The sequence below is a fragment of the Nocardioides sp. genome (assembly GCF_044226305.1).
GTDB lineage: Bacteria > Actinomycetota > Actinomycetes > Propionibacteriales > Nocardioidaceae > Nocardioides.
Genome location: NZ_JBGAHF010000028.1, coordinates 19,510 through 31,613 on the forward strand (window position 1 = coordinate 19,510; position 12,104 = coordinate 31,613).

13 protein-coding genes are annotated in these 12,104 nt (G+C 74.0%); 9 read left to right on the forward strand and 4 right to left on the reverse strand.

Features of this window, described 5'->3' with window-relative positions; translation table 11 throughout:
• Window positions 1–7 precede the first annotated feature (7 nt).
• Genes rsmI through ACILQ5_RS20150 form a run of 3 tightly spaced genes read left to right on the forward strand, consistent with a single transcriptional unit; the run spans window position 8 to window position 2,525 of the window.
• Window positions 8–868: a 16S rRNA (cytidine(1402)-2'-O)-methyltransferase gene (gene rsmI, locus ACILQ5_RS20140; RefSeq protein ID WP_395659817.1), complete on the forward strand. Its 861-nt coding sequence runs from the start codon at window positions 8–10 to the stop codon at window positions 866–868.
• The gene (locus ACILQ5_RS20145) at window positions 865–1,701 is read left to right on the forward strand and encodes an alpha/beta fold hydrolase (protein ID WP_395659818.1); all 837 of its coding nucleotides are present in this window, start codon (window positions 865–867) and stop codon (window positions 1,699–1,701) included. Before rsmI ends, ACILQ5_RS20145 begins: the two co-directional genes overlap by 4 nt.
• Entirely contained in the window at window positions 1,698–2,525 is an 828-nt protein-coding gene (locus ACILQ5_RS20150) for a TatD family hydrolase (RefSeq protein WP_395659819.1), read from the forward strand. The genes ACILQ5_RS20145 and ACILQ5_RS20150 overlap by 4 nt, the downstream gene beginning before the upstream one ends.
• Window position 2,526: 1 nt before the next feature.
• Here ACILQ5_RS20150 and ACILQ5_RS20155 read toward each other — a convergent pair whose 3' ends face one another.
• Window positions 2,527–3,747 (reverse strand): alpha/beta hydrolase domain-containing protein, encoded by a 1,221-nt coding sequence (locus ACILQ5_RS20155; RefSeq protein ID WP_395659820.1) that lies wholly within the window; start codon window positions 3,745–3,747, stop codon window positions 2,527–2,529.
• Between the two features lie 243 nt (window positions 3,748–3,990).
• Between ACILQ5_RS20155 and ACILQ5_RS20160 the strand changes: the two genes are divergently transcribed.
• From ACILQ5_RS20160 to ACILQ5_RS20175, 4 genes are read left to right on the forward strand one after another with little or no spacing between them, the layout of a single operon-like run.
• Window positions 3,991–5,172 carry a ubiquitin-like domain-containing protein gene (locus tag ACILQ5_RS20160; RefSeq protein WP_395659821.1) on the forward strand — a complete coding sequence of 394 codons (1,182 nt, stop codon included), beginning with the start codon at window positions 3,991–3,993 and terminating at the stop codon, window positions 5,170–5,172.
• A gap of 10 nt (window positions 5,173–5,182) precedes the next feature.
• On the forward strand, window positions 5,183–6,043 hold the full coding sequence (gene rsmA / locus ACILQ5_RS20165; protein WP_395659822.1) for a 16S rRNA (adenine(1518)-N(6)/adenine(1519)-N(6))-dimethyltransferase RsmA: 861 nt from the start codon (window positions 5,183–5,185) through the stop codon (window positions 6,041–6,043).
• Window positions 6,040–6,948 (forward strand): 4-(cytidine 5'-diphospho)-2-C-methyl-D-erythritol kinase, encoded by a 909-nt coding sequence (locus ACILQ5_RS20170; RefSeq protein WP_395659823.1) that lies wholly within the window; start codon window positions 6,040–6,042, stop codon window positions 6,946–6,948. The genes rsmA and ACILQ5_RS20170 overlap by 4 nt, the downstream gene beginning before the upstream one ends.
• On the forward strand, window positions 6,941–8,755 hold the full coding sequence (locus tag ACILQ5_RS20175; protein ID WP_395659824.1) for an ABC-F family ATP-binding cassette domain-containing protein: 1,815 nt from the start codon (window positions 6,941–6,943) through the stop codon (window positions 8,753–8,755). The genes ACILQ5_RS20170 and ACILQ5_RS20175 overlap by 8 nt, the downstream gene beginning before the upstream one ends.
• A gap of 83 nt (window positions 8,756–8,838) precedes the next feature.
• On the opposite strand, the gene ACILQ5_RS20180 is transcribed toward ACILQ5_RS20175, so the two are convergent.
• Window positions 8,839–9,324 (reverse strand): MarR family winged helix-turn-helix transcriptional regulator, encoded by a 486-nt coding sequence (locus ACILQ5_RS20180; protein WP_395659825.1) that lies wholly within the window; start codon window positions 9,322–9,324, stop codon window positions 8,839–8,841.
• A 93-nt stretch (window positions 9,325–9,417) separates the two neighbouring features.
• Here ACILQ5_RS20180 and ACILQ5_RS20185 point away from each other — a divergent pair, with 93 nt between their 5' ends.
• Window positions 9,418–10,197, forward strand: coding sequence for a trans-aconitate 2-methyltransferase (locus ACILQ5_RS20185; RefSeq protein ID WP_395659826.1), 780 nt, complete (start codon window positions 9,418–9,420; stop codon window positions 10,195–10,197).
• The gene (locus ACILQ5_RS20190; RefSeq protein WP_395659827.1) at window positions 10,194–10,817 is read left to right on the forward strand and encodes a hypothetical protein; all 624 of its coding nucleotides are present in this window, start codon (window positions 10,194–10,196) and stop codon (window positions 10,815–10,817) included. The genes ACILQ5_RS20185 and ACILQ5_RS20190 overlap by 4 nt, the downstream gene beginning before the upstream one ends.
• 76 nt (window positions 10,818–10,893) lie before the next feature.
• Here the strand turns inward: ACILQ5_RS20190 and ACILQ5_RS20195 are convergent, their stop codons facing one another.
• On the reverse strand, window positions 10,894–11,913 hold the full coding sequence (locus ACILQ5_RS20195; protein ID WP_395659828.1) for a phosphotransferase: 1,020 nt from the start codon (window positions 11,911–11,913) through the stop codon (window positions 10,894–10,896).
• Between the two features lie 46 nt (window positions 11,914–11,959).
• A partial coding sequence (locus tag ACILQ5_RS20200; protein WP_395659829.1) for an integrase core domain-containing protein occupies window positions 11,960–12,104 on the reverse strand: 145 nt, incomplete at its 5' end.

The window sequence follows — 12,104 nt, forward strand, 5'->3', positions numbered from 1 at the left end:
TACGATCGTGGGTGACGGATCCGGCGTACTGGTGCTCGCGGCGACGCCCATCGGCCGCGTCGCCGACGCCCCGCCCCGGCTCGCCGAGGAGCTCGCGTCGGCCGACGTGGTCGCCGCCGAGGACACCCGCCGGCTCAAGCGGCTCACGAACGACCTCGGCGTCACGGTCTCCGGCCGGATCGTCTCCTACTTCGAGGGCAACGAGTCGGCCCGCACGCCGGTGCTGCTCGAGGCGCTGCTGGACGGCGAGCGGGTGCTGCTCGTCACCGACGCGGGCATGCCGAGCGTCTCCGACCCCGGCTACCGGCTGGTCGCCGCGGCCGTCGAGCACGACGTCCTGGTCACCGCAGTGCCTGGCCCGTCGGCGGTGCTCACCGCCCTGGCGGTCAGCGGGCTCCCGGTCGACCGGTTCTGCTTCGAGGGCTTCCTGCCCCGCAAGGCGGGCGAGCGGTCGCGCCGGCTCGCCGACCTGGCCGGCGAGCCGCGCACGATGGTGTTCTTCGAGGCGCCGCACCGCACCGAGGTCGCGCTCGCGGCGATGGCCGAGGCGTTCGGGCCGGACCGGCCCGCTGCGGTCTGTCGCGAGCTGACCAAGACCCACGAGGAGGTACGGCGTGGGCCGCTCGCCGAGCTGGTCGCGTGGGCGGCCGACGGCATCCGCGGTGAGGTGACGATCGTCGTCCAGGGCGCCCCGCCCACGGCCGAGGTCGCCGGCGACCCGGACAGCCTGCGGGCCGCGGTCGCCGAGCTCGAGGCCGGCGGCACCACCCGCAAGGACGCCATCGTCGAGGTCGCCCGGCGGGCCGGCGTACCGAAGCGCGAGGTCTACAACCTGGTCCACGGATCGAAAGGCGGAGCACAGCCATGAGTGACCGCATCACCACCGTCCGCAACGAGGGCCTCACCTTCGACGTCCTCGACGAGGGCCCGGCTGACGGGACGCCGGTCGTGCTCCTGCACGGGTTCCCCGAGCGGAGCAGCACCTGGCGCTCGGTCGCGCCCCTGCTGCACGACGCCGGCCTGCGCACGCTGGCCCTCGACCAGCGCGGCTACTCACCCGGTGCGCGGCCGCGCGGGCGCGCGGCGTACCGGATGCACCACCTCGTCGGCGACGTCGTCGCGCTGATCGACGCGGTCGGGCAGCCGGTGCACCTGGTCGGCCACGACTGGGGGTCGGCCGTGGGCTGGGCGGTCGCCGGGCGGTTCCCCGACCGGGTGCTGACCTGGACGGCGGTGTCGGTGCCGCACCCGGCGGCGTTCGCCCGCGCCCTCAAGAACCCGTCGCAGCGCCGGCGGTCGCGCTACATGGCGTTCTTCAACGTGCCGTTCGTGCCCGAGCTGACCGCCCGCCGCGCCGGCGGCCGGTTCGACCAGAGCATGCGCAAGGCAGGCATGACCGCCGACGACGTCGCCCGGTTCCGCACCGAGATCGTGGACTACGGCGCGCTGCGGCACGCGCTCGGCTGGTACCGCGCGCTGCCGATGTCGAAGCCGGGCTCGACCGACTTCCACGTCACCGTCCCGACCACCCTCGTGTGGAGCACCCGCGACATCGCCATCAGCCGCGAGGGCGTCGACGGCACCGCGGAGTGGGTCTCGGCGCCGTACGAGCTGGTGGTGCTGGAGGGCGTCAGCCACTGGATCCCCACGCAGGCGCCGGAGGAGCTGGCCAACGCCGTCCTCGCGAGGATCGCCGGGTGAACGAGCTCCCGCCCGCCCCGGAGCCGCTGCCGCACCCGGTCGTCGACAACCACTGCCACCTCGACGTCGAGCGGGCCGAGGGCGGCTCGCTGCCCGTCGAGGAGGCGGTCGCGCGGGCGGCGGCCGTCGGCGTCACCCGGATCGTCCAGATCGGCTGCGACCTGCCCGGCGCCCGGTGGGCGGTCGACGCCGCCCTGCGGTACGACGGCGTGGTGGCCGGTGTCGCCCTGCACCCGAACGAGGCGCCGCGGCTGGCGGACCTCGACGCCGCGATGGCCGAGATCGAGAGCCTGGCGGGTGCGCACGACCGGGTCCGCGCGGTGGGGGAGACCGGGCTCGACCACTTCCGCACGGGCCCCGAGGGCCGCGCGGTGCAGGTGGAGTCGTTCCGCCGGCACATCGACCTCGCCAAGCGGCTGGACCGGACGCTGGTCATCCACGACCGCGACGCGCACGACGAGGTGCTCGCCGTCATCGACGAGGAGGGCGCGCCCGAGCGCTGGGTGATGCACTGCTTCTCGGGCGACGCCGGCTTCGCCCGTCGCTGCCTCGACCGCGGCGCCCACCTCTCCTTCGCCGGCACCGTCACCTTCAAGAACGCCCAGCCGCTGCGCGACGCGCTCGCCCTGACCCCGCGCGACCGGGTGCTGGTCGAGACCGACGCCCCCTACCTGACCCCGATGCCCCACCGCGGTCGCACCAACGCGTCGTACCTCGTCCCGCTCACGGTCCGCGCGATGGCGCAGGTGCGCGGCGAGGACCTCGGCGAGCTCTGCGCCGCGATCTCGGCCAACACCGACGTCGCGTTCGGCGGCGGCTGGTAGGTCAGCGCGCCTCGGCCAGCACTGCTTCGCGGTCCTCGGGCAGCACGAACCCGGCCGCGATCGCGGCGTCGGTCGCCCGCTCGTACGCCGCGAGGTAGTCCGCGTGCGACGCGAAGGCCGGCCGGGCCAGGGGGAGCGTCCGGCCGAACAGCTCGCAGATCGGTGACGCCCCGGGTGCGGCGTACCCCGACAGGACGTCGGCGGGGGCGTCCACGACCGGGGTCCGCACCCCGCCCCGTGCGTTGCCGTGCTCGTCGAGGACCAGGCCGCCGTCCTCGACCTCGAGCCGGTCGGCGACCGGTGCGGCTGGGCCGCCGCGCGCCCAGCCCTCGAGCCAGCGCAGCGCGGCGCGGACGACGTACACCTGCTGCCCGCGGTTGACGGGGTCCGGGCAGCCGAGGAACGACTCGAAGGCGCCGATCTGGAACAGGTCGGCGTGCGCGGCCCCGGCGACCTCCCACAGCCGGAACCGCTCGGCGTCCGGCTGCCGTGCCGGGAGGAAGTCCAGCCGCCCGAAGAGGTCGCCCTCGGTCTGCACCACGACCACCGGCGCGGCCAGGTCGGTGCGGATCGGCGTCGGCTCGCTGGTGTGCAGGGCCCCGCCGCCGCGGCTGTGCACCAGGAAGCCGTCGAACAGCGCGGCCCGCTCGTGGACCAGGTTCAGGTACGTCGTCAGCGCGTACGCCGACTGCGACTCGCCCACCGCGAGCACGCAGGTCGCGCCGAGGTCGTCGGCCAGCCCGCGGGCGACCTGGGTGAACAGGTCGTGTGCGTAGCGGTCGCCGGGGTGCGTGAGGTCGCCGTAGCGCTCCGGGTCCAGCGTCCGGAGCCCCTGGAGCGCGACCCCGGTCGCGACCCGCGGCTCGCCGCCCTCGACGCCCACCTGCTGAGCCGAGACCCCGGCCCAGGCGTGCCCGCGGCGCACGACCTCCTCCGCCAGGTAGGTCCAGTCCGGGGCCGCGTCCTGGCCGCTGCTCACGTTGAGCCACTCGACGACCAGGGTGCCGCTCGCCGCGACGGCCTCGCCGGGCCGGCGGACGACCACCCGGGTCGCGTACGGAGCGTCCGGTCCGCCGTCGTACGGCGTGGCGACGCCGCCCGCGCGGAGCTCCTCCTCGAGGTACCCGCGGGCGGTGAGGTCTGGACCGCCGACGGCGGCCATCAGGGAGACGCCGTTCCCGCAGGTCAGCGGGGAGAAATCGGGTCTCACAGGGTCGGTCACGGCGCGACTTTACCGACGAGATCTCCCTCACGGGACGACGAAATATGACAGGTTCGGTTTGCCATCGAGCGGGAAGGCTGGTGCTCTGGAACAAGTTGATGGCCGGGATCGGGAACGATTCGACCAGTGCAGGCGGCCCCTGAGGCCCCACGAGCACCCCCCGAGCGCAGGGTTCCGCAGAGCGGGCCGGCGCGTGCGGAGCGCTGGCACCCGAGGCCCGGGGAGACCGACAATCGGAGAATCGTGCCCGACCTAGAGCACACGACCGAGCTGCAGGCCCCGCCGCAGCAGGACAGCAAGCCCAGCCGCCTGAACCGGATCGTCCGGAGCCGACCCCTGATGCTCGTCCTCGCGGGCGTCGTCGTGCTGGCGGTCGCCGGGTCGACCTGGGGCTACAGCGCCCTCAGCAAGACCGTCACCCTGTCGCTCGACGGCAGGTCCGAGCAGGTGACCGCCTTCGGTGGCACCGTGGGCGACGTCCTCGAGGCCCAGGGTGTCGAGGTGAGCGACCGCGACGTGGTCGCGCCGAGCCTGGACGAGAAGGTCGAGGACGGCAGCAAGATCACCGTGAAGTTCGCGCGTCCGCTGGAGCTCGAGGTCGACGGCCAGAGCCAGACCTACTGGGTCACGGCGACGACGGTCTCCCGCGCGCTCCAGGAGATCGGCCGCGGTTACCACGGCGCCGAGCTCTCGGCGAGCCGCGGCGGCAGCATCGACCGCGAGGGGATGACCCTCGAGGTCGTCACGCCCAAGACCCTCCACGTCAAGATCGCCGGCCACCGGATGGTCAAGAAGACCGTCACCGCGCTCACCGTCGAGGACGCCCTCGACGAGCTCGGGGTGGAGGTCGGCAAGGACGACGAGACCAAGCCCGGGCCGCAGCACCGGCTCGAGGACGGCGACACGCTGGTCTTCACCGACGTCCGGGTGCTCACCAAGCGCGTCAAGGGCGAGGTCGTCGACTTCGGCACGGTCGAGCAGGACGACGACTCGATGACCGAGGGCGAGACCACGGTGGCCCGCGAGGGCCGCACCGGCCTGCGCGACGTCACCTACCGGATCGTCTACCGCAACGGCCAGGTGACCTCCCGCAAGGTGCTCGAGCAGCACGTGCTGCGTGCGCCGGTCTCCGAGATCGTCAAGGTCGGCACCCAGGCGCCCGCGGTCAGCTTCTCCTCCGGCAGCACCGTCTGGGACCAGCTCGCCCAGTGCGAGTCCGGCGGCAACTGGGCCACCAACACCGGCAACGGCTACTACGGCGGCCTCCAGTTCAGCCTCGGCACCTGGCAGGCGTACGGCGGCTCCGGCCTGCCGAGCAGTGCCGGCCGGGAGACCCAGATCGCGATCGCGACCAAGATCCGCGACGCGTCGGGCGGCTACGGCGCCTGGCCGGCCTGCGCAGCCTCGCTGGGGTTGCCTCGATAGGTTGAGCCCCATGTCGACGTCCGCCGGTCCCAGACTCCTGGGACCGGCGGACGTACGTTCGCTCGCGGCCCGCCTCGACCTGCGGCCCACCAAGCAGCGCGGCCAGAACTTCGTGATCGACGCCAACACGGTGCGCCGGATCGTCCGCGAGTCCGGGATCGGCCCCGACGACGTCGTCATCGAGGTCGGTCCGGGTCTCGGCTCGCTGACGCTGGCGCTGCTCGAGGTCGCCGGCCGGGTGGTCGTGATCGAGGTCGACGACAAGCTCGCCGGGCTGCTGCCGGAGACCATCGCCGAGCACGCGCCCGAGCAGGTCGACCGGTTCGAGGTCGTGCTCGCCGACGCGATGCGCATCGACGCGGTCCCCGGCCCGCCGCCGACCGCCCTGGTCGCCAACCTGCCCTACAACGTCTCGGTGCCGGTGCTCCTCCACCTGCTCGCCCTGCTGCCCTCGCTCGAGCGGGGCCTGGTCATGGTGCAGGCCGAGGTGGCCGACCGGCTGGCCGCCGTACCCGGCTCGAAGGTCTACGGCGTCCCGTCGGTCAAGGCCGCCTGGTACGCCGACGTCCGTCGCGCCGGTGCCGTCGGCCGCACCGTCTTCTGGCCGGCCCCCAACGTCGACTCCGGGCTGGTCGCCTGGACCCGGCGCGACCCGCCCGCCACCACCGCCAGCCGCGAGCAGGTGTTCTCGGTCGTGGACGCGGCCTTCGCCCAGCGGCGCAAGGCGCTCCGCGGGGTGCTGCGGTCGCTGGCGCCCGCGGGGGACGTCGACGCGGCGCTCGCCGCGGCCGGGGTCGACCCGCTGGCCCGCGGGGAGTCGCTGACCATCGACGGGTTCGTGCGGATCGCCGAGGGGCTGTTCCCCGCATGAGCGGGCTGACGGTCCGCGCGCCCGCCAAGATCAACCTGCACCTCGGGGTCGGCGCCCTGCGCGAGGACGGCTTCCACCCCCTGGTCACCGTCTACCAGGCCATCGGCCTGTACGACGACCTCACGGTGCGTGAGGCGCCCGGCTGGACGCTCGGGGTCGACCTGCCCGGCTGGATGCCGGCGGACGCCGTACCGACCGGCGGGGAGAACATCGTCGACAAGGCGGCCGACCTGCTGGCGGCCCACCACGGCATCGAGCGCACCGGCGAGGTGCACATCGCCAAGGCGATCCCGGTCGCGGGCGGGATGGCCGGCGGCTCGGCCGACGCCGCCGCGGCGCTGGTGGCGCTGGACCGGTTGTGGGAGGTACGCACCCCCGACGAGGACCTGCTCGCGCTGGCCGCCCAGCTCGGCAGCGACGTGCCGTTCGCGCTGCTCGGCGGGACGGCCCTCGGCACCGGCCGCGGCGAGCTGGTGGACCCGGTGCCGGACCGCGGCACCTGGTGGTGGGTGGTCGTGCCCGCCGAGGTCGGGCTGTCGACGCCCGAGGTCTACCGGCACTTCGACCGGATGTTCCCCGACGCGCCGGCCGACCCCGTGCCCGCCGACGCGCTGCTGCGCGCGATCGCCGACGCCGACGCCTGGGCGCTGGCCGACGCGCTGCACAACGACCTCGAGGCGCCCGCGGTCGACCTGCGGCCCGAGCTCGGTGCGCTGATCGAGGCGGGCGAGTCCGCCGGCGCGCTGCGCGGCATCGTCTCGGGCTCCGGCCCGACCTGCGTCTTCCTCTGCGGCTCCGCCGACCACGCGCGCTCGCTGGCCGCCGACCTGTCCGGCGCGGGGCACCCGGTCGTCCTGGCCGCCAACGGGCCCGTCGCCGGCGCCCACCTGGTGTCCTATGCCTAGCCCCGGCGCCAACCTGCTCAACCTCGAGCGGGTCTCCAAGTCGTACGGCGTCCGCCCGCTGCTCACCGACGTCTCGCTCGGCATCGGCGCCGGTGAGCGGATCGGCGTCGTGGGGCGCAACGGCGACGGGAAGACCACGCTGCTCGAGGTGATGACCGGGCTCGAGGAGCCCGACACCGGCCGGGTCTCCCAGCAGCGGGGACTGCTCATCGGCTACCTCCACCAGGGCGACCAGCTGGAGGACACCCACACCGTGCGGGAGGCGGTCCTCGGCGGCCGGTCCGACCACGAGTGGGCGTCGGACCCTCGGATGCGCGAGATCGTCGAGGTGCTGCTGGCCGGGGTCGCCCTCGACCGGGCCGTCATCGGCCTGTCGGGCGGCGAGCGCCGGCGCTGCTCGCTCGCCGAGCTGCTGCTCGGCGACCACGACCTGATCGTGCTCGACGAGCCGACCAACCACCTCGACGTCGAGGCGGTCGCCTGGCTGGCCCAGCACCTCGTCGGCCGCTCCTCGGCCCTCGTCGTGGTCACCCACGACCGCTGGTTCCTCGACGCGGTCTGCCAGTTCACGTGGGAGGTCCACGACGGCGTCGTCGACGCCTACGAGGGCGGCTACGCCGCGTTCGTGCTGGCCAAGGCCGAGCGCTCGCGGCAGGCGTCGGCGTCCGAGACGCGCCGGCAGAACCTCGCCCGCAAGGAGCTGGCCTGGCTGCGCCGCGGCCCGCCGGCCCGGACCTCGAAGCCCAAGTTCCGGATCGAGGCGGCCAACCGGCTCATCGAGGACGTGCCGCCGCCGCGCGACCGGCTCGAGCTGCAGCGGTTCGCCGCCCAGCGCCTCGGCAAGGACGTCATCGACATCGAGGACGTGGACCTCACCCGGGGTGAGAAGCGGCTGCTGTCGCACGCCACCTGGCGCCTGGGGCCGGGCGACCGGGTGGGCATCGTGGGCGTCAACGGGGCCGGCAAGAGCTCGGTGCTCAACCTCGTGTCGGGCGCCCTGGCCCCGCAGGCCGGCCGGGTCCGCCGGGGCCGCACGGTCGCGCTGCGCCACCTGACCCAGCAGCTCGACGAGCTCGACCCGGACGGCCGGGTGCTGCCGATGGTCGAGTCGACCCGCCGGGTCACCAAGACGGCCGACGGTGCCGAGATCACGGCGAGCTCGATGCTCGAGCGCTTCGGCTTCACCGGGGACCGGCTGACGACCCGGATCGGCGACCTCTCGGGCGGCGAGCGGCGCCGCTTCCAGCTGCTCATGCTGCTGCTCGACGAGCCCAACGTGCTGCTCCTCGACGAGCCGACCAACGACCTCGACATCGACACGCTCAACGTGCTCGAGGACTTCCTCGACGGGTGGCCCGGCACGCTCGTCGTCGTCTCCCACGACCGCTACTTCCTCGAGCGGGTCACCGACTCGGTCTGGGCGCTGCTCGGCGACGGACAGATCTCGATGCTGCCGCGCGGCGTCGACGAGTACCTCGAGCGCCGCGCCGCCGACCTCCACCTGGCCGCCCTCGCCGAGTCGGCGCAGCTGTCGCCCGAGGAGCCGTCGGGTCGGCGCAGCCCCGACGCACCGGCGAAGGCCAAGGCCGGCAGCGCCGAGGAGCGGGCGGCCCGCAAGAACATCGCCCGGATCGACAAGCAGCTCGAGCGGATCTCCCAGCAGGAGGCGACGCTGAACGCCGAGGTCCTCGAGCACGCGCAGGACTACGAGCGGCTGGCCGAGCTCTCGGCCCGGCTGAGCGAGCTCGCCGCCGAGAAGGAGCAGCTCGAGATGGAGTGGCTGGAGGCCGCGGAGCTCCTGGAGTGACACGACGCGCCGACGGGGCAGCCGTCGGTGTGGTTCCGAGGCTCGCTTCGCTCGCACCTCAACCGCCGGTGGGCCGGTCGGCGTCAGGCGAACGGCGCCAGCAGGGTGCGCAGCAGCCCGGCGAGCCGGGTGCGGTCGCGGTCGGGCAGGTCGGCGAGGAAGGTCTGCTCGGCCTCCAGCAGCGCCTCGAAGGCGCCGTCGACGGCGGCCTTGCCCTCGGGGGTGAGCCGGACGAGCACGCCGCGGCGGTCGTGGGGGTCGGGGAGCCGCTCGACCAGGCCCCGGGCGGTCAGCCGGTCGACCCGGTTGGTCATCGTGCCGCTGGTCACCAGGGTCTCGCGCAGCAGCCGTCCCGGCGACAGCTCGTACGGCGGCCCGGCGCGGCGCAGCGCGGCCAGGACGTCGAACTCCCAGGACTCCACCTGGGCCGCGGTGAACGCGTCGCGGCGGGCCAGGTCGAGGTGCCGGGCGAGCCGGCTGATCCGGCTGAACACCTCCACGGGGGCAAGATCGAGGTCGGGGCGCTCCTGCCCCCACGCCTCGACCAGCTCGTCGACCTCGTCCCGCACCCCGCCAGCGTATCGGATCCGTCGAGAATCTTGACATCAAGACATCGCCGGTCCACGATATCTCGACGTCAAGATACTTCGGAGGAGACAGCGATGACCCACACCTGGGACCCCGAGCGGTACCTCACCTTCGCCGACGAGCGCGGCCGCCCGTTCGTCGAGCTGGTCGCCCGGATCGGTGCCGACCGCCCCGCCACCGTGGTGGACCTCGGCTGCGGCCCGGGCAACCTGACCGCCCTCCTCGCCGACCGGTGGCCGGAGGCCGACGTCGTCGGCCTCGACTCGAGCCCCGAGATGGTCGCGGCGGCCCGGACCGCCGAGGACCGGGTCCGCTTCGACGTCGCCGACCTCCGGGACTGGGCGCCGTCGGCTCCGGTCGACGTGCTGGTCTCCAACGCGACCCTGCAGTGGGTCCCCGGCCACCTCGACCTGCTGCCGAGGCTGGTCGGCACCGTGGCGCCCGGCGGGTGGTTCGCCTTCCAGGTGCCCGGCAACTTCGCCGAGCCCAGCCACACGATCCGCGCCGAGCTGGCTGCGGAGGAGCCGTACGCCGAGCACACCCGCGACGTCGCCGTACCGTCGAGCCACGACCCGGCCGTCTACCTCGACGCGCTCGCCGGCCTCGGGTGCCGGGTCGACGCGTGGGAGACGACCTACCTCCACCTGCTGACCGGTCCGGACCCGGTGTTCACCTGGGTCTCCGGCACCGGCGCCCGGCCGACGCTCCAGGCGCTCCCCGACGACCTGCGGCCCGGGTTCGAGGCCGAGTTCCGCCGGCGGCTGGCCACGGCCTACCCCGAGCACGCGTACGGCGTCGTGCTGCCCTTCCGACGGGTCTTCGTCGTCGCGCAGGTGCCGGGGGTGGCGGCATGAGGCTCCACCACGTGCAGGTCGCCTGCCCGCGCGGCGGCGAGGACGGGGCGCGCCGGTTCTGGGCCGACGGGCTCGGCATGGCCGAGGTCGAGAAGCCCGCGGCCCTGCGTGGCCGCGGCGGTGCCTGGTTCCGCGCTGGTGCCGCCGAGGTCCACGTCGGGGTGGAGGAGCCCTTCGCCCCGGCCCGCAAGGCGCACCCGGCGCTCGTCCTCGACGACGTGCCTGCTCTCGAGGAGGTGGCGACGCGGCTGGTCGGTCTGGGGTTCGAGGTGGACTGGACCGAGCGGCACACCTTCCCGTTCTGCGGCGAGCCCGGCCGGCGCGATCGGGCGATGGTCGGTGGCCTCGGCGCCTTCATGTGCGGCGACTGCCTCGACTACTACGCCGGCGTGGTCGCGGAGTTCCGCCGGACCGGCGTCGAGAAGCCACCGCCCTGGCACGACATGTCCGACGCCGACCTGCTCGGCAAGCTGCCGCTCATCGCGGGCACCGGGGCGCAGGTCGACCGCTTCCTCGCCGAGTGGGTGCAGCTGCTCCGCTCACGCAACATCTCCTGGGCCGAGATCGGCCGGGCGCTGGGCGTCTCGCGGCAGGCCGCCTGGGAGCGGTTCGCCGGCTGAAGCGACGGCGGCCCGGCCACGACACACCCCCGTGGGGTCGCCGGCCGGACCGCCGTCAGGGCAACCCTGACGGACGTCAGGACTCCTTGACAAGTCCGAGTGTCCCCAGGTCTCGGATGGCGGCGCACGACCGGGCCACCATGGTCGCGAACATCCGGTCCCCGCGCTCGGTCCGAGCGCCGTACGCGCAGCCGAACACCGCCACGAGCGGACCCTGCACCATCGCGAACACGTAGTCGTCGAAGGCCTGCTCGAGCGAGTACCCCTCGACGCCGTACGCCGTCAGCGCGTGGTGGTACGCCGCCACCAGCTCGCGCTCGTGGGCCCGTCGCTCGACCGGCGGGAGGCTGGTCCCGAGGAAGAAGGCCAGGTCGCGCGCGGGCAGCGCGAGGCTCAGCGTCTGCCAGTCGACGGCGACGACGCCCGGCCCGCCGTCGGCCGGGAACATCAGGTTGTCGAGCCGGTAGTCGCCGTGCATCAGCGCGAACCGCTCGGAGCGGCCCAGTGCCCACTGCTCGCAGACCTCGACGCACTCACGCAGGGTGGTGGCGTCCTCGGCCGAGACCAGGTCGCCGAGGCCGTCGAGGAACAGCTCGGTGGCCGGCCCGTAGAGCTCGGCGAGCAGCGCGGCGTCCTCGGGGCCGTTGACCGAGAGCCCCTCGACCTGGAGCAGCGTCGGGTCGCTCCAGCGCGGTCCGTGCAGGCCGGCCAGGTTCTCGACGGCGTCGCGGGCCTGCTCGACCGTGCAGCCGCGGAGCTGGTCGCCCGGCTCGAGCGGTGCGAGGTCCTCGAGCAGCAGCACGAAGTCCCCGGAGTCGGTGGCCATCTCGGCGTGGTGGCACGCCGGCGCCCGGACCGCGACCGTCCCGGCGAGCTGGGTGTAGAAGCGGACCTCGCTGCGGTAGACCCCCGCCATCAGGTCCCGCGCGCCCGGGTCCTCGGCAGGGAGCTTGGCCAGCACCGTGCGGGCCCCGTCGAGCCGGAGCCGGTAGCAGGTGCCGATCTGGCCGGTGCCGACCCGCTCGACCTCCAGGTCGCGCACCTCGGTGCCGAGCACGTCTGCCACCCATGCGGCGGTGATGTCCTCGACGTTCACGGCGCCTCCGGAAGGTAGAACGTGTTCTCGGCCACGTCCTCGGACGCTAGCTGTGATGTCCAGCCAGGTTGTCCAGCCGGGTGATGGGTGGAAGCCCACCGAGCGCTGAGTGGGACCGGTGGTGGTTGTACTGGTGGAGCCAGCCTGCCAGTGCTGCACGTCGGGCGTCTTCGGATGAGTAGAGCTTCTTG